The 17926-nt window shown below is 65.2% G+C and carries 9 protein-coding genes; 7 read left to right on the top strand and 2 right to left on the bottom strand.

The features are described from left to right. Positions 1-1314, bottom strand: a complete 1314-nt coding sequence (locus tag ACTWQO_RS32410) for an MFS transporter (RefSeq protein WP_443240934.1) — start codon at positions 1312-1314, stop codon at positions 1-3. Further along, complete coding sequence (locus tag ACTWQO_RS32415) at positions 1311-10262, bottom strand: amino acid adenylation domain-containing protein (RefSeq protein ID WP_443240935.1); 8952 nt, start codon at positions 10260-10262, stop codon at positions 1311-1313. Before ACTWQO_RS32415 ends, ACTWQO_RS32410 begins: the two co-directional genes overlap by 4 nt. Before the next feature lie 439 nt (positions 10263-10701). On the opposite strand from ACTWQO_RS32415, the gene ACTWQO_RS32420 reads away from it, so the two are divergent. From ACTWQO_RS32420 to dmpG, 7 genes are all read left to right on the top strand, one after another. Beyond that, on the top strand, positions 10702-10914 hold the full coding sequence (locus ACTWQO_RS32420) for an MbtH family protein (RefSeq protein ID WP_443240936.1): 213 nt from the start codon (positions 10702-10704) through the stop codon (positions 10912-10914). A 62-nt stretch (positions 10915-10976) separates the two neighbouring features. Beyond that, the gene (gene hppD, locus ACTWQO_RS32425; protein WP_443240937.1) at positions 10977-12059 is read left to right on the top strand and encodes a 4-hydroxyphenylpyruvate dioxygenase; all 1083 of its coding nucleotides are present in this window, start codon (positions 10977-10979) and stop codon (positions 12057-12059) included. After that, positions 12059-13189: an alpha-hydroxy acid oxidase gene (locus tag ACTWQO_RS32430; protein WP_443240938.1), complete on the top strand. Its 1131-nt coding sequence runs from the start codon at positions 12059-12061 to the stop codon at positions 13187-13189. The genes hppD and ACTWQO_RS32430 overlap by 1 nt, the downstream gene beginning before the upstream one ends. Before the next feature lie 47 nt (positions 13190-13236). Next, positions 13237-14727, top strand: coding sequence for a tryptophan 7-halogenase (locus ACTWQO_RS32435; protein WP_443240939.1), 1491 nt, complete (start codon positions 13237-13239; stop codon positions 14725-14727). 116 nt (positions 14728-14843) lie between these two features. Then, on the top strand, positions 14844-15989 hold the full coding sequence (locus ACTWQO_RS32440; RefSeq protein WP_443240940.1) for a prephenate dehydrogenase: 1146 nt from the start codon (positions 14844-14846) through the stop codon (positions 15987-15989). Between the two features lie 43 nt (positions 15990-16032). Continuing rightward, on the top strand, positions 16033-16887 hold the full coding sequence (locus ACTWQO_RS32445; RefSeq protein WP_443240941.1) for an acetaldehyde dehydrogenase (acetylating): 855 nt from the start codon (positions 16033-16035) through the stop codon (positions 16885-16887). Further along, positions 16884-17921, top strand: a complete 1038-nt coding sequence (dmpG, locus tag ACTWQO_RS32450) for a 4-hydroxy-2-oxovalerate aldolase (protein ID WP_443240942.1) — start codon at positions 16884-16886, stop codon at positions 17919-17921. The genes ACTWQO_RS32445 and dmpG overlap by 4 nt, the downstream gene beginning before the upstream one ends. Positions 17922-17926 lie beyond the last annotated feature (5 nt).

Consider the following 17926-nt stretch of genomic DNA (forward strand, 5'->3'; position numbering starts at 1 on the left):
CTACTTCGACGCGCCTTGGTTCGATGTCGCGGGCGTCGGCGAGTCCTGGTCCGATGGCGTGGCGGAAGCTTCTTCTGTCGCTTCCTGAATGGAGCGATTGCTGAGCGCGGGCAGGCTGACCAGGGCCACCAGGACCATCAGGAGACCGCCCATGATGAACGGCGCCCGCAGACTGATCGCACCCGCGAGGTAGCCTCCGAGAACAGCTCCGAAGGGTGCACCCATGAGCGAGATCAAGCGGCTGGCAGAGAGCACTCGTCCGCGAATTTCCGCCGGTGCGAGACTCTGCCGCAGTGCTCCGACGATGACGATATTGACACTCATCGAGAATCCGATGATGGCCATCATTCCGCCGGCAACCCAGGGGTTTCCCGTCAGGCCGAGTCCGACGACCGCCAGTCCTTCGACGACCATGCCGAGGCATCGCATGCTGCCCACTTTGATCTTCTTGGAGATCGAAGAGGACACGAAACTGCCAACGAAGGCACCGACCGCAGTCGAGCTCAGCAGCAGACCGTAGCCGATCTCACCGAGGCCGAGTTGGTCCTTGGCCAGCAGGACCAACAGCGCCATTTTGGCGGTGAAGACGAGGTTGCCGACGGCAGCGGTGGCGGCCAGCGCTCGTAGCACTCGATGCTTCAGCAGCCAGCGCAGTCCTTCGGCGACCTCGGCACGAAGGCTTCTGCGGGTCGGCTCGGCGGTCGGCGCGTTCGCGAAGTCACCCTTCAGGGAACCGACGAAGAATGCGCTGATCATGAAGGAGAACGCGTTCCCCAGGAACGGCAGAGAATGTGACAGGGAGAAGAGCACACCGCCGAGCGGGGGGCCTGCGAGCTGTTCGCCATTGATCTGAGCCGCGGAGACCCGGCCGTTGGCCCGAATGAGAGCCTGATCCCCGGAGACGACCACAGGCAGGACGGCCTGTGCGGAGATGTCGAAGAAGATGTCTCCGCAGCCCAGAGCGAATCCCGCGACAATCAGCAGGTAGATACTTGCATGATCGGTCAGTACGGCAGTCGTGAGCAGGGCGAGGATGGTGAACCGGACGATGTCCGCACGCAGCATCACCTTTTTCCGGTCCCACCGGTCCACGAGTGCTCCGGCCTGCAGACCGAGCACGAGCCATGGCAGAGTGGCGACAGCGCCGACCGTACCGATGAGCAGTGGATCACTGGTCAGTTGAATTGCCAGCAGGGGCAGTGCGGCCAGCTGAATGCCATCGCCCAATGACGAGGCGATCATGGCCACCCACACCTTGTTGAAGTTGCTGCCCAAGGGCGGCTGGGGCGCCTTCTCTTTGCTGGTGACTTTCAACGGTTCTCCTGAGAATGGATTTTGCCCTGTTTTCCCGTGCTACCGGCCAACCTTGCAGCCAATATCTGTCCTATTTCGGACAGTGGTTGGGGCTGGGTCATATCCCCGTGCACGCAGTCGATGGCGTGTACTTCAACGCGTCCGTTCGTATGCGGAGACCAGACAGCGGGAGTGAGTTCACCGTCCGCCTTGTCGGCAGCCGCGGCAAAGAACAGGATGTCGCCCATGAACTTGCCGACACTGATGTGATCGCTCAAGTTGGCGATATCCACGAAGACTTTGACCAGAGCCGAGAACTCAGCCGCGCCGAGCCCAGCGAGAGGGCTTTCAGGCGAGGTCGGGTCATGTCCGATGGACTCGGCGATGGCACTCAGTACCTCCGGGCTGTCGTACGACAACCGCTGACTCTCCCAGCCGTCAGTGGGCAGGTAACTGTCCATCATGGCGAGCAGGGCTACTTCCTCGCCTTCGTCCTGCAAGCGGACCGCGAGGGCGTGAGCCACGATGCCCCCGAAGGACCAGCCGAGGAGGGCGTACGGACCGGAAGGCTGAACTGTTCGGATCTCGTTCAGGTAGTCCTCGACCATCTCCTCCAGCCCGGGTGCCGCGGCGTCCGGCTGGCTGAACTTACGGGCCTGCAGGCCGTAAAGAGGCTGCTGACGGTCCAAATGGCGCAAGAGGCCGGAGTACGACCAACTGAGCCCGATCGCCGGATGGATACAGAACAGCGGGTCGAGATCCCCTTCGGCGCGCAGGGGGAGCAGGACCCTCAACGAGTCCCCCGAAGAGCTCCCCGGCGTCCGGTCCAACTGCTGGACAAGGGTGGCGATGGTGGGAGTTTCGAAGAGGGTGCGTACTGGAAGCTCGATGCCCAGGGTCGAACGAATGCGGCTGGCCAGGCGGGTGGCGAGGAGGGAGTGGCCGCCGAGTTCGAAGAAGTTGTCGTCGATGCCGACCGCGGGCACAGCCAGGACCTCGGCGAACAGGCCGCACAGGATCTCCTCGCGCGGGTTCCGCGGACCGCGTCCCGCTCCGGTCGCCGGCAGGTCGGGGGCGGGCAGGGCCCGCCGGTCCAGCTTGCCGTTGGTGGTCAGCGGGAGCCGGTCGAGGATCACGAATGCCGAGGGCACCATGTACTCCGGCAGCAGACCCGCCGCATGCGCACGCAGGGTCTCGACATCCACCTCGGCGCTGTGGCCCGGCTCGGCGACCACGTAGCCGACGAGGCGTTTGTCGCCGGGCTGGTCCTCGCGGGCGATGACCGCGACCTGGGACAGCCCTGGGAAGCGGCCCAATACGGCTTCGATCTCGCCCAGTTCGATGCGGAAGCCGCGGATCTTGACCTGGTCGTCGGCCCGGCCGACGAACTCCAGCAGGCCTTCACTGGACCAGCGGGCCAGGTCGCCGGTGCGGTACATGCGGCTGCCGGCCGGTCCGAAGGGATCGGCCACGAACCGCTCCGCCGTCAGATCCGGACGCGCGAAATAGCCCCGGGCCAGCCCCGCACCCGCCAGATACAGTTCCCCAGCCACGCCTGCCGGGACCAGCGCCAGGGTCTCATCGAGAACATAGGCGCGCATGCCGTCCAGCGGACGCCCGACCGGCACCGGCGCGGGCACCACATCGGCAGCGGTCCAGGGGGCCTGCGTCGCGAACAGGGTGGTCTCGGTGGGTCCGTAGGCGCAGCGCACGGCGGTGTCCGGGCAGTGCTCCAGGACCCGCCGCACGGCGGTAGGGGAGATCAGGTCACCACCCGTGATCACCTCGCGCACGTTCGCGAAGCAGCCTGGGTTCTCCTCGGCCATCACCCGGAACAGACCGGCCGTGATGTCCAGGCCGGTGATCTCCTCCTCGACGATCAGCCGGGCCAGCTCGGCGACTCCCAGTTCGCCTTCCGGTGTGATGACGGTGCGTCCGCCGTGCAGCAGCGGCACCCAGAAGGCATAGGTCGAGGGATCGAAGGCGTACGAGGCCAGCAGCAGCACCCGCTCGTGCGCGCCCGGCCCGAACATGCCGTCCACGACCAGGTCGAGGATGTCGCGGTGGGTGACCGCCACCCCCTTGGGCGTGCCGGTGGAGCCCGACGTGTACATCACGTACGCCAACTGCTCCGGATGGCAGTCCACTCCCGGGTCACCGACCGGCAGACCGGCCAGCTCCTCGTCCTCATCCACCACCACAACCACAGAAGCAGCCGGCAGGCCACGCTCACGCATCGCGGCATCGGCCAGCAGCACCGGCGCGGACGTCTCGTCCACGATCCACTGCATCCGCTCCAACGGGTAACCACTGTGCAAGGGGAGGTAAAACGCCCCGGCCTTCAACACCGCCAGGAGGGCCACCATCAGATCCACCGAGCGTTCCATCAGCACCGCGACCGGCGCCTCCGGATCCACTCCCAGGCCGACCAGCCGATGCGCCAGCTGATTCGCCCGCTCATCCAACTCCCGGTAGGTCAACTCCCGCCCAGCACACCGCACCGCCACCGCACCCGGAGAGCGCAGCACCTGAGCCGCAAAAGCCGCCTGCACCGAACCAGCCGTAAGCCCCTCACCAGACTCCGCCCCGGCACACAACCCCAACAACCGCACACGCTCTGTCTCCGACAGAATTTCCGCTTCACCGATCCGGCGGTCGGGAGCGGTGCTGAGCTGTGTCAGCACCTGTACCAGCTGGGCCACCATCCGTTCGGCAGTGGCCTTCTGGAAGACGTCGGTGTTGTACTCGAGCATTCCGTCGAGCCCGGCCGGACGGTTGTCGGCCTCGTAGTGCTCGTTGAGGATGAAGCCAAGATCAAACTTGGCCGTACGGGTACTGAATACGTCCTCGGCTTCCATCACCACGCCGGGCAGCGAGAACTCGTATCCGCCGGTGTTCTGCAGGACCACCATGACCTGGAAGAGAGGATGCCAGGACAGCGAGCGAGTCGGATTTACGGCCTCGACCACGCGCTCGAACGGCACGTCCTGGTGCATATAGGCGGTCAGGGCGGTCTTGCGGACCCGCTCCAGAAGTTCCTGGAATGTGGGGTTCCCTGAGGTGTCGGTCCGCAACACCAGCGTATTGAGGAAGAGACCGACCAGATCGTCGAGGGTCTCGTCGGTGCGTCCTGCGCTCGGGGTGCCGATCGGGATGTCCGAACCCGCGCCCAATCGGCTCAGCAGGGTGGCGACAGCGGCCTGGAGCACCATGAACACCGTGGTGTTCGTGTCCCGGGCCAGGTCGATGAGCGTGCGGTGCAGCTCGGGGCCGATCCGGACCGGAACCATGTCGCCGCGGTAGCTGGCCACCTTCGGCCGGGGGTGGTCGAGAGGCAGCTCAAGATGGTCCGGGCTACCCTCCAACGCCTCTGTCCAGTAGGACAGTTGCTTGCTCACCAGGGAGTCGGGGTCTTCCTCCGCGCCGAGGAGCTGCCGCTGCCACAGGGTGTAGTCGGCGTACTGCACCGGGAGGGCGGACCACGTCGGTGCCTGGCCCTGGAGCCGGGCGCGGAACGCGGTCTCCAGATCGCGTCCGAGAGGCCCCAGCGAAGCGCCGTCGCTCGCGATGTGGTGCATGAGGAGCAGCAGTACCCGCTCCTTCGGACTCACTGTGAACAGCGTTGCTCGCAGGGGCGGTTCGGCGGACAAGTCGAAGACGTACTGACCGGCCGTCCGCAGCGTCGCATCGATCTCGTTTGCGCCACAGCTGACGTGGTGCAGCGTCAGGTCGACGGCGTCCGCTGCCAGCACTGTCTGGGCCGGGGTTCCGTCGATCTCCTGGAAGACCGTCCGCAGGCTCTCGTGCCGTACCACCACATCGTTCAATGCCTGTTCGAGGACGTCCGCGTCCAGGTCCCCGGTGATCCGGAACGCCACCGGAACGTTGTAGGTGGCACTCGCCCCTTCCAGCTTGTTCAGGAACCACAGCCGATTCTGCGCCGGCGACAGCGGAACCAGCTCCGGACGCTCCACCACCGTCAACGCGGGCCTGGCCGAACCCGCTTCCGCGACCTGACCCGTCAACTCCGCGACCGTGGGAGCCTCGAACAAGGTCCGCACCGGCAACTCGACACCCAGAACCGACCTGATCCGGCTGACCACCCGGGTAGCCAGCAGAGAATGCCCGCCCAACTCGAAGAAACTGTCGTCAATACTCACTGCCGGCACGCCCAGGATCTCCGCGAACAGCCCGCACAGGAACTCCTCCTGCGGAGTCCGCGCAGCACGCCCGCCCACCTCCGCCTCATACACGGGCGCAGGCAGAGCGCGCCGGTCCAGCTTGCCGTTCGTCGTCAGCGGCAAACGGTCCAGCGCCACGAATGCCGAAGGAACCATGAACTCCGGCAACAATCCACCCACATGAGCGCGCAAGTCGTCCGCGTGCACCCCCTCGCTGCCGGCTTCAGCGACCACATAGGCCACCAGACGCTTGTCACCCGGCTGCTCTTCCCGCACCACGACCGCAACCTGTGACACCGCCGGGTGACGACCCAGCACCGCATCGATCTCGCCGAGTTCGATGCGGAAGCCGCGGATCTTCACCTGGTCGTCGACGCGGCCGACGAACTCAAGCTGGCCGTCGCCCCGCCACCGCACCAGGTCACCGGTGCGGTACATACGGCTTCCGGCCGGTCCGAAGGGATCGGCCACGAACCGCTCCGCCGTCAGTCCCTGGCGACGCAGGTACCCCCGGGCCACACCCTCGCCCGCGATGTACAACTCTCCCGGCACCCCTCGCGGCGCCAGCCGTAGCCGCTCGTCCAGGACGTACGTCCGGGCGCCCCTCACCGGAGCTCCGATGGGGATCGGCGCGGACGAATCGGTGCCGGACAGCGGCTCGCTGGCCGTCGCCGAGATCGTCGACTCGGTGGGCCCGTAGAGGTTCAGCATCCGCCGACCGTCCGCCCAGCGCGCGATCAGTGCCGGGGGGCACGCCTCGCCGCCGACGCTCAGCACGCGCAGGGCGGGGAAGTGCCGCGCCGGCAGGGTGGCGAGCACGCTGGGCGGCATGTCGGCGCAGGAGATCCGGCGCTGCTCCAGATAGTCGCCGAGGGCGTCCCCGACCAGGGGGCCAGGCGCGGGGACGACGAGGGTCGCGCCGAAGCAGAACGCCCGGAGGTAGTCCTCCAAGGCCATGTCGAAGCTGATCGAGGCCAGCTGCAGGACACGGTCGTCCGACCGGACCTGGTACTTCTCCGCCAGTGTGGCGGCCAGCGCGCAGATACCGCGGTGGGTGACGGCCACGCCCTTGGGCGTGCCGGTGGAACCCGATGTGTAGACGGTGTACGCCAGGTCGTCGGGCCGGAGCCGAGCGGTCCGCTCGGCATCCGTGGGATTGGCACCGTCGAGTCCGGCCAGGGCCCCAGGTTCGTCGAGGACCAGGGTGGCCGGGCCGCCCTGCGGGAGCCGCTCGGCCATCTCTCGGCTGGTGAGCACGCGGACCGGGGCGGCGTCCTCAAGCATGAACGTGATGCGGTCCGCCGGGTACTCCGGATCGATGGGGAGGAAGGCGGCGCCGGCCTTCAGGATGCCCAGCAGTGCCGCCACCATCTCCACCGACCGGGGCACCGCCAGCGCCACCAGCTGCTCGGAGCCGACGCCCTGCCGGATCAGCCAGCGGGCCACTTGGTTGGCCCGCGTGTTCAGCTCGGCATAGGTGAGTACGGTGCCTTCGTGCTCCAGCGCCGGTGAGTCGGGGCGGAGCGCTGCCTGCTCCTGGAAGAGGTCGGTGAAGAACCGGTGCTCAGGGGCCGGGCCCCCTGTTCCCTCGGCGAGCAGCTCGCTCTGCTCGGTCGGGGAGAGCAGTTCGGCGGTGCTGATCGGCAGGTCGGGGCGCTCGGCGACGGCCGCCAGCAGCAACCGGAGACCCTCGACGAACCGCTCCGCGGTGCTCACGTCGGACAGGTCGGTGCGGTACTCCAGGAAGCCGTCGAGCCCCGCGGGTTCCCCGGCGCCGTCTGTGACCTCGTAGAAGTTGAAGGTGAGATCGAAGCTGGTCACGTCGTTGGTGAGGTCTTCGGTGACGGCCGACAGACCGGGCAGGTCGAACGCTGGGGCCGCATTGCTGTGCACCACCAGCATGACCTGGAACAGGGGATTGTGGGCCAGCGACCGCTCCGGGTTGATCGCCTCCACGAGTCGTTCGAACGGTACGTCCTGGTGGGAGTAGGCGGCCAGGTCGGTCTCCCGGGTCCGGGCGAGCAGGTCCCGGAACGTCGGGTTTCCCGAGGTGTCGTTGCGCAGGACCAGGGTGTTGACGAAGAAGCCGACGAGGTCGTCGAGTGCTTCGTCGGTGCGTCCCGCGACCGGGGTTCCGAGCGGGATGTCCGTGCCCGCGCCCAATCGGCTCAGCAGGGTGGCGAGAGCGGCCTGGAGCACCATGAACAGCGTGGTGTTCGTCTCCTGGGCCAGGCCGAGCAGCGCACGGTGCAGCTCGGCGTCGATCCTGATCCGGACGGTGTCACCGCGGTAGCTGGCCACCTTCGGCCGAGGGCGGTCGAAGGGCAGCTCAAGCTGGTCGGGAATTCCTTGAAGTGACCGCTTCCAGAAGGCCAGTTGCTCACTCATCAGAGAACCGGGATCGTCTTCCGCGCCGAGGAGCTCGCGCTGCCACAACGTGAAGTCGGCGTACTGCACGGGCAACGGTGACCAGGTGGGCGCCGTACCCGCGCACCGCGCGGCGTAAGCAAGGCTGATGTCACGGGCAAGCGGCGCCAGCGACCATCCATCGGATGCGATGTGATGCTGTATCAAGAGCAGGACGTGGTGGTCCGGGCCGGTGGCGAACAGCCGGGCCCGCAGCGGCAGATCGACAGTGACATCGAAGGCGGTGTTGCCGGCGGCTCGAAGTGCGTCGTCCAGGTCCGCTGCCTCGACCTCCACCACAGGCAGCTCAGGGCGGACCTGGTCGGGCGCCAGAATGAGCTGCTGAGGCTCCCCGTCGGCCTCCGGGAACACCGTCCGCAGGGCCTCGTGTCGGCCGATCACATCGGCTATCGCCGCTTCCAGAGCCGCTCGATCGAGATCCCCTGAAAGTCGTACTGCGAGCGGCAGGACGTAAGTGGCGCTCGCCCTTTCCAGGTTGTTGAGGAACCAGAGGCGGTTCTGTGCGGGTGACAGCGGGATCCGTGCCGGGCGCTCCATCGCGGTCAGTGCGGGCCTGGCCGAGTCCGCTTCCGCGATCCGGTCGGTGAGGGCGGCGACGGTGGGGGCCTCGAAGGGGGTCGGAACTGGAAGTTCGATGCCCAGGGCCGATCGGATACGGCTGACCAGGCGGGTGGCGAGGAGGGAGTCGCCGCCCAGTGCAAGGAAGTTGTCGTCGATGCCGACGGAGGGCACGCCCAGGACCTCGGCGAACAGTCCGCACAGGATCTCCTCCTGCGGGTTCCGCGGACCGCGCCCGGTCAGGTCGGCTTCGTACACGGGCGCCGGCAGGGCTCGGCGGTCCAGCTTGCCGTTGGTGGTCAGCGGGAGTTGGTCGAGGATCATGAACGCGGTGGGGACCATGTATTCCGGCAGCAGGCGGGCCGCGTGGGTGCGCAGCGCTTCGGTGTCCAGAGTGTCGGCGCCGACCGCGTAGCCGACCAGGCGTTTGTCGCCGGGCTGGTCCTCGCGGGCGATGACCGCGACCTGGGACAGCCCTGGGAAGCGGCCCAATACGGCTTCGATCTCGCCCAGTTCGATGCGGAAGCCGCGGATCTTGACCTGGTCGTCGGCCCGGCCGACGAACTCCAGCAGGCCTTCACTGGACCAGCGGGCCAGGTCGCCGGTGCGGTACATGCGGCTGCCGGCCGGGCCGAAGGGGTCGGCCACGAACCGCTCCGCCGTCAGATCCGGACGCCCGAAATAGCCCCGGGCCAACCCCGCACCCGCCAGATACAGTTCGCCGGTGGCCCCTGCCGGAACCGGCTGCAGATTGCTGTCCAGGATGTGGGCGCGCATGCCGTCCAGCGGACGCCCGACCGGTATCGGCGCGGGCACTGCATCGGCCGCGGTCCAGGGGGTCTGGGACGCGAACAGGGTGGTCTCAGTCGGACCGTACGTCGATCGCACGACGGTGTTGGGGCAGTGTTCCAGCACCCGCCGCACCGCGGTCGGAGAGATCACATCACCACCCGTGATCACCTCCCGCACGTTCGCGAAACAGCCCGGGTTCTCCTCCGCCATCACCCGGAACAGACCCGCCGTCACCTGAAGCCCGGTGATCTCCTCCTCATCGATCAGCCGGGCCAGCGTCGCCACACTCAGATCACCTTCCGGCGTGATGACCGTCCGCCCACCGTGCAGCAGCGGCACCCACAGCTCGTAGGTCGAGGGATCGAAGGCATACGGAGCCACCATCAGGACCCGCTCATGCGCACCCGCCCCGAACATGCCGTCCACGACCAGGTCGAGGATGTCGCGGTGAGTGACCGCCACCCCCTTCGGCGTGCCGGTCGAGCCCGACGTGTACATCACGTACGCCAACTGCTCCGGATGGCTCTCCACCCCCGGATCACCGACCGGCAGACCGGCCAGCTCCTCATCCTCATCCACCACCACCAGGGCAGCACCACCGGGCAGGCCACGCTCACGCATCGCCCGGTCGGCCAGCAGCACCGGCGCGGACGTCTCGTCCACGACCCACTGCATCCGCTCCAACGGATACCCACTGTGCAAGGGGAGGTAGAACGCCCCCGCCTTCAACACCGCCAGCAGCGCCACCACCAGATCCACCGAACGCTCCATCAGCACCGCGACCGGCGCCTCCGGACCCACCCCCACACCCACCAGCCGATGCGCCAGCTGATTCGCCCGCTCATCCAACTCCCGGTAGGTCAACTCCCGCCCAGCACACCGCACCGCCACCGCGTCCGGAGAGCGCAGCACCTGAGCCGCAAAAGCCGCCTGCACCGATTCGCCGACCAACGCCGCGCGCGACTCAAATGACCGAGCCTCGACAAGATCAGCAGCGTCTACAGCATGCATTGCCAATCACCCTTTTCGGTGTTGAGAGCGCGCGAAGTTCAGCTGGACCAGCGACGCTGACGATCGTTGCGGAATGGAAGGCCCCGGATAAAGAATCGGCGAAACCCCCTGGATCCGGCATCTCCGCAGCCAGGTTAGGCGAGTGGCCCCGGGCGGTCACCCCTCGATCCGGTAGGGAGGCACGACTCTCAAGCGGTCCTGAAGCGCCCTTCGAGTGTGGGCGTGTTTCCTTGATTTCGGATCAATATCCGCTCGGGTATCACTCGGGTCCCGTATGGCCCTACCAGGTTGAGGGATGTGGTCCGCCAATGGCTCACTTAGTCTGGCCATATAGGGCAAGACAGAATCAAGACAAAGACAAAGACAAAGACAAAGACCAAGACCATGCCGTCGCGGCGAATTAAAACCGTCGAGGGTCGAGCACAGAAAGAGCGAGGTAATGGCCAATCCTTTCGAAAACCCCGAGGCGGAATATCTCGTACTCATCAACGAGGAGAAGCAGTATTCGCTCTGGCCGAAGTTCGCGGAGGTGCCGGCCGGCTGGACCACCGTGCATGCGAACGACCGCACATCGTGCATCGAGTACATCAACTCGAATTGGACGGAAATGCGGCCGCATAGCCTTGTGCAGCAGATGAAAACAACGGCATGAACCCAGCCGGCCCTCACCAACCTCAGTTCCTGTCCACACAGTCAACCGAGATAGTGAAGCAGATGGCGAATTCGAACGGGTCCGTTTTCGATGAACTCTCCATTGACCATGTCGAGTTTTATGTACAAGACACGGCGGTGGCTGCAGCGCAGTTCATAGACAGCTATGGGTTCGAGGTCTACGGAGCTTCCGAACCGGCACATTCTGCCGAGGCCGTCCGTTCGGTGGCGCTCGGCAAGAATCAGATCCGGCTGGTGCTGACGATGGCGCAGGGTGCTGACCACCCCGCAGCCGCATACGTCGAGCAGCACGGTGACGGAGTGGCCAATATCGCGCTCACGACCTCCAATGCCACGGAGGCATTCACCGAGGCGGTGCGCCGGGGTGCCGCGCCGGTGGCGGAGCCGGCCGAGCGGGACGGGCTCACAACGGCCTCGATCAGAGGCTTCGGAGATGTGGTTCACACATTCGTGCAGCGCCCTGCCAGTAGCGATGCGCGGGTACTTCCGGGTTTCTCATCGGTTCCGGAAACGGGTGCTCGGTTTGACAGTGGCCTCGGTGAGATAGACCACTTCGCCGTCTGTCTCGAAGCTAGACAGCTCACGCCTACCGTGGAGTTCTACGAGAAGATCCTGGACTTCCAGATGATCTTCGAAGAGCGCATCGTGGTGGGCAGGCAGGCAATGGATTCCAAGGTGGTCCAGAGTCGATCCGGCTCTGTCACTCTTACCTTGATCGAACCCGATACCTCGCTCGAGCCGGGGCAGATAGACAAGTTTCTGAAGAATCACGATGGGGCCGGCGTCCAGCACATCGCTTTCACCGCAGACAACATTGTGGAGTCAGTGGGCCTGCTCAAGTCGCGAGGTGTGTCCTTCCTGAGCACTCCCGATGCCTACTACCGGCTGCTGTCCGTGGATCTGACCAAGCATTCTGTCTCCGAACTGCAAGAACTGGATATCCTGGTCGACGAGGACCATGACGGCCAGTTGTTCCAGATCTTCACTTCCTCGGTCCACCCGCACGGCACATTCTTCATGGAGGTCATTGAGCGTCTGGGGGCTCGCACCTTCGGGAGCGGGAACATCAAGGCACTCTACGAGGCAGTCGAGCGGCAGCGGGCTGAAGCGGAGGCTGAGAAGTAATGGCCCAGCAGTCCGAGGCGCCGGTCGATACAGCGGGAACGCATCCCGTGTGCGTGAAAGACCTGCAACAGTCGGCTGCCGCGCGGCTGGCGCCGGCTGTCTGGGATTTCATTGCCGGTGGCAGCGGCACAGAATCTACCCTGGACGCCAACCGTGCGGCCCTGGACAGCGTGCAACTCGTGCCCAGGGTGCTGGCAGGCGTCAAGAAGACCGACACCGGTGCTCAGTTTCTGGGCACTTCGGCCGCGCTGCCCCTCGCCGTCGCGCCGATGGCGTACCAGCGTCTCCTGCATCCAGAGGGCGATCTCGCGGCCGCAGAGGGCGCTTTGGCGGCGCAGGTGCCCTTTGTGGTCAGCACGATCAGCAGTCATTCGCTGGAGGACATCGCCAAGGTCGGGGCGACCCTGTGGTTTCAGCTGTACTGGTTGCACGATCGCGGTCGGATGGTCGAGTTGATTCGCCGCGCCGAGCAAGTCGGTTGCCAGGCATTGATGGTGACCGTGGATGTCCCGATCATGGGCCGTCGGCTACGCGACCTGCGAAACGAGTTCGCGCTTCCCTCCTGGATCCGTAGTGCCAACCTGGAGCCGGACGGCCCTTCCGCGGCGCATTCCCGCCAACCCGGCGAGTCGGCCGTGGCCACGCACACGAAGATTACCTTCGACTCCACGTTCGGCTGGTCCGACCTGGAATGGCTCCGGGAGCAGACCCGACTTCCCTTGGTGATCAAAGGCATCCTTGATCCACGGGACGCGGAGCAGGCCGTCCGGCTCGGGGCCGATGCGGTGGTGGTTTCCAACCACGGCGGCCGGCAGTTGGACGGTGCGCTGCCCAGCATCACCGCGCTGCCGTGGGTGGTCGAAGCGATAGGCGGGCAGTGCCAGGTCCTTATGGACAGCGGTGTCCGCAGCGGCACCGACATCCTGCGGGCACTGGCGCTGGGCGCTGATGGGGTCCTGATAGGGCGTCCGGTGTTGTGGGGGCTGAGTACAGCCGGGGCGCCGGGAGTTGCCCAGGTGCTTTCGCTTCTGCGGACGGAACTCGAGGAGGCCCTCCTCCTGGCCGGCTGTGCCGACCTGGCTGCCGCGCGCACCTTGCGCTCCTTCGTTTCCGGGGGCCGTGCGCACTGATGGACATCTCTCATTTCCCTGAACAAACTATTCGAGGAGAAGATGCCATGCACGTCGAAGACGACCACGAGTTTGATGTCGTTGTCGTCGGTGGTGGGCCGGGTGGTTCTACCGTGTCCACCCTGGTGGCTATGCAAGGTTACCGTGTTCTTGTCCTGGAGAAGGAAGAATTCCCCCGCTATCAGATCGGGGAGTCTCTGCTGCCTTCGACGGTGCATGGTATCTGCCGACTCCTCGGTGTCTCGGATGAGTTGGAGAAGGCTGCGTTCATGCCCAAGCGCGGAGGCACCTTCCGATGGGGAAGCAGCCCCGAGCCGTGGACGTTCTCCTTCTCCGTTTCCGCGACTTTCTCGGGCCCGACCTCGCTGGCCTACCAGGTCGAGCGGATGAAATTCGACCAGATTCTCCTGGACAACGCGCGTGACAAAGGAGTTGAGGTCCGCGAGAAGAGCTCCGTGGTGGATGTCATCGAGGAGGACGGCCGCGTCTGCGGGGTGCTCTACAGTGACGTTGACGGAGTTCGGCACGAGGTACGCAGCCGCTTCGTCGTGGACGCCTCCGGCAACAAGAGCCGTATTCAGAGCCGGATCGGCGGTACCCGGCACTACTCGGACTTCTTCCAGAACATCGCGCTCTTCGGCTACTTCGAGGGCGGAAAGCGGCTTCCCGCCCCCAACTCCGGCAATATTCTCTGCGCCGCCTTCAACTCCGGTTGGTTCTGGTACATTCCGCTCACCGATGAGCTCACCAGCGTCGGTGCGGTACTGCGGCGTGAGGCTCTGGAGCGAGTTCAGGGGGACCGGGAGAAGGCCCTGATGGGCCTGATCGAAGAATGTCCGCTCATCGCGGAATACCTGTCCCAGGCACGCCGGGTGGAGAGCGGGCCCTACGGCGAGATCCGGGTCCGCAAGGACTACTCGTACTGCCAGGACACCTTCTGGCGCCCCGGCATGGTCCTGGTGGGCGATGCGGCATGCTTCATCGATCCGGTCTTCTCCTCCGGCGTGCACCTCGCCACGTACAGCGGTCTTCTGGCCGCTCGCTCCATCAACTCGTCGTTGAGCGGAGACTTCGAAGAGAAGAAGTGCTTCGAGGAGTACGAAGTGCGGTACCGGAATGAGTACTCGCTCTTCCATGATTTCCTGGTGGCGTTCTACGACATGCACCAGGACGAGGATTCGTACTTCTGGAGCGCCAAGAAGGTCATGAACAGCTCGGCGCCCGGACTCGAGTCCTTTGTCGAACTGGTCGGCGGTGGAGCTTCACGCGAAGGCGCATTGGTCAACGCCGCTTCCTACACCGAACAGCGCGAGTCCAAGTTCCGGGAGTTCTCCGAGCTGGTCGACCGGCCCGCAGGCGAGAGTGGGACGGATCGCGATCTGTTCGACTCGACGCTTGTCCAGTCGGTCCTCGAAGAGGGGGCCAAGATCCAGGTCCATGCCGCGCTGGGAGGGGTCGTCGACGACGAAGGCCCGATTCGGGAAGGCGGTCTTGTGTCGTCCGCCGACGGAATGCGCTGGGCGGATTTCGGCTACTGACCTGATCTCGCGTTCGGGTTGGTTCTCGGGGTGCGGGCAGGCCGGTGGCGTCCAGGTGAGCCCTGCGGTGGCCGGTGGCCACCCAGAGGGTGATGGGGGTAACGATGATACGAACGATGGCTGTGGTCGGCACGGGCCTGATCGGGACATCAATCGGCTTGGCTATCAGTCGGCATGGCATAACAGTGCATTTGCTCGACAAGGATGAAGTAGCCGCTCGCACGGCCGCCGCGTTGGGCGCGGGAGTCGTAGGTGCTCCGGACGAACCGGTCGACTTGGCAGTGATCGCGGTACCACCGAGCGCAGTTGGCGATGTGCTCGCGGAGATGCAGGCGCGAGGGCTGGCCCGGAGCTACACCGACGTGGCCAGTGTGAAGGCTCAACTGGCGCGAGACATCCGGGAGTCCGTGGACACCCCGTCCAGTTATGTGGGTGGACATCCTCTTGCCGGCCGTGAGCGATGCGGCCCGCTTGCCGCTCAAGCGGATTTGTTTGAGGACCGGGCCTGGGTCCTGACTCCTTCGGAGGCGACGTCCCAGGATGCGGTGAACCGGGTGCTCGAAATGATCGCGCTGTGCGGGGCAGTCCCAGTGATCATGGAGAGTCGCGCACACGACAATGCAGTGGCGTTGACTTCGCATGCTCCCCATCTCGTGGCCAGCCTCATGGCCGCGCGACTTCAACACGGCTCGCGGGAGGCGATTCGGCTCGCGGGGCAAGGGCTGCGTGACGTGACGCGGACAGCTGTCAGAGATACCGGGCTGTGGAGCGACATCCTGCAAGCCAACGCACTCGCTGTCGCCGGAGTACTCCGGGAACTCAGAGACGATCTGACGACACTGCTGGCCACGCTCGACGACTTGTCCAGTGCACCGCAGGACATGGGGAACCAGAGCCTGGAGCCGATGGTGGACCTGCTGAACAGGGGTGCTGCCGGACTGGCGGCGATTCAGGGACGGCAGGCCGCGGACAGAGAGACGCACGTGGAAGTTCTGGTCGCGGAGAGCCCTGGACAGTTGGTGCGTTTGCTGGACGCTCTCAAGACATTCCACGTGGAGGCGGAGGACGTGGTGCCGCGGCACTCCCCGGAGCAAGGAACCTTCTCCATCACGTTCGCGGTGCCGGCGGCGCGTGCCGGCCAGATCGTTCTGGAATTGGGCCGGGCCGGTTGGAACGCTGAATCCGTCGACCCGGTGTCCGCCCATCTCGTCGGCCAAACTCGGCCTGACGCTCACAGCATAGAGACTGCGAAAAGAGGATAGGTGAATGCACGCACAAAAGGACTCCCTTGCTGACCCTCTTCGCGTGGCTATCATAGGCACGGGAAATATTGGCTGCGACCTGCTGCTCAAGGTCATGGCTTCGCCTCATCTCCGGTGCGACTCGTTCGCCGGCCGACGCACCAGCTCTCCGGGTATAGCGCTTGCCGATTCGCGCGGGATCCCAACGACCACCGGCGGGATCGACGCGGTTGCTGAGATGGCGGACCGGATCGACGTGGTCTTCGATGCGACGTCGGCCAAGGACGCGGTGCACAACTGGAACATACTCGAAGGTCTGGGCATTCCAGTCATCGATCTCACTCCGTCGCATCTCGGTAAGTTCTGCGTTCCGGCGCTGAACCTTGAGGAGTGCCTCACCGAGCAGAACGTGAACATGGTGACCTGCGGTGGACAAGCCGCGGTTCCCATCGCGCGCTGCTTCAGCGATGCTTCCGACGGCTTGGGGTACCTGGAAATCGCTACAGCCAGCTCATCGGCGAGTGTCGGTCCCGCGACGAGGGCGAACATTGATGAATACGCCTTCACTACTCAGCAGGCCACTCATGAATTTTGCCGGGTAGACGCCGCCAAGACGATTCTCATCATCAACCCGGCGGAGCCGGGAATAGTGATGCGGAACACCATCGCCGTCCCGGCTTCCGAAGAAGTTGACATGGAAGCGCTGCGCGTCTCGGTCGACAACATGGAGAAGCGGATCAATTCCTATGTCCCGGGCTATCGCGTTGTCGTTCCGCCAGTTGCCACCGGCGATCGCATCATGGTGACCATCGAAGTAGAGGGACTCGGTGACTGGTTGCCACGCTACGCCGGGAATCTGGACGTCATCACCTGTGCGGCAGTGGCTGTTGCCGAGGGGCGAGCGGAGGCACGTCGATGAAGACGCATGCCGAGCGGCAGCTCAAAATCTGTGACACGACCTTGCGGGACGGAAATCACGCCGTAGCGCATCAACTGGGTCATGCGGACATCGTCGCTTACGCCAAGGCCGCTGAGCTTGCGGGAGCGGACCTCCTCGAGGTCGGTCACGGCAATGGACTTGGCGCCTCGTCCATCCAAGTGGGACGTGCCGCGCTGACCGACACGGAGATGCTCACAGCCGCGCGCGCCCAGTTGAAGCAGACACGGCTCGGCGTCATGTCCATCCCCGGGTTCGCGACGGTCGAACGCGACCTGAAGCCCGCACTGGACTGCGGAGTTGACGAAGTCAGGGTCGCCGCTCACTGCACAGAAGCGGATGTGACCCGCCAGCAGATCACCATGCTCCGTGAGATGGGTGTCACGGTCAAAGGCATGCTGCTGATGAGTCACATGGCGTCGACCGAGACGCTCATCGAGCAGGCACGGCTCATACAGGAGTACGGAGCACACGCGGTCATCCTGATGGACTCGGCAGGTGCGTACACTCCGGCCGCAGTTGATGAAAAGGTCGGCGCCCTCGTCGAGGAACTCGACATTGAGATCGGCTTCCACGGCCATAACAACCTCGGCCTTTCGGTGATGAACAGCATGGCCGCCGTCAAGGCCGGCGCGACCGTCGTGGATGTGACGGCGCGCGGCTTCGGTGCCGGGGCCGGTAACGCCCCGCTCGAACTGGTCGCCGCGAACCTGCACTTGGAACAGATCGAGACCAAGCTCCAGCTGTTCGCGGCACTTGACGCAGCCGATCTCGCGGAATCCACATTCGTCAAGCGCATTCCGACGAACGACAGCGTCACCATCGCGAGCGGCATCGCCGGTGTCTTCTCCGGCTTCGCCGCGCCCACACGCCGAGCCGCCGAGCGCTTCCAGGTGGATCCGCGAGAAATCCTGATGGAACTGGGCCGTAGGGGCGTCGTCGCCGGCCAGGAAGATTCGATCATCGAAGTGGCGATGGGGCTCGCCCAGAAGAACTCCGTGTACGAAGTAATTTGATGATC

Origin of the sequence: Streptomyces sp. 4N124 (assembly GCF_052245395.1) — a bacterium.
Lineage (GTDB): Bacteria > Actinomycetota > Actinomycetes > Streptomycetales > Streptomycetaceae > Streptomyces.

Bases quoted from the DNA above. Each gene is read 5' to 3' on its own strand.
- ACTWQO_RS32415 (WP_443240935.1), bottom strand. From the start codon at position 10,262: ATGCATGCTGTAGACGCTGCTGATCTTGTCGAGGCTCGGTCATTTGAG.
- ACTWQO_RS32440 (WP_443240940.1), top strand. From the start codon at position 14,844: ATGGCTGTGGTCGGCACGGGCCTGATCGGGACATCAATCGGCTTGGCT.
- dmpG (WP_443240942.1), top strand. From the start codon at position 16,884: ATGAAGACGCATGCCGAGCGGCAGCTCAAAATCTGTGACACGACCTTG.
- ACTWQO_RS32430 (WP_443240938.1), top strand. From the start codon at position 12,059: ATGGCCCAGCAGTCCGAGGCGCCGGTCGATACAGCGGGAACGCATCCC.
- ACTWQO_RS32435 (WP_443240939.1), top strand. From the start codon at position 13,237: ATGCACGTCGAAGACGACCACGAGTTTGATGTCGTTGTCGTCGGTGGT.
- ACTWQO_RS32420 (WP_443240936.1), top strand. From the start codon at position 10,702: ATGGCCAATCCTTTCGAAAACCCCGAGGCGGAATATCTCGTACTCATC.
- hppD (WP_443240937.1), top strand. From the start codon at position 10,977: ATGGCGAATTCGAACGGGTCCGTTTTCGATGAACTCTCCATTGACCAT.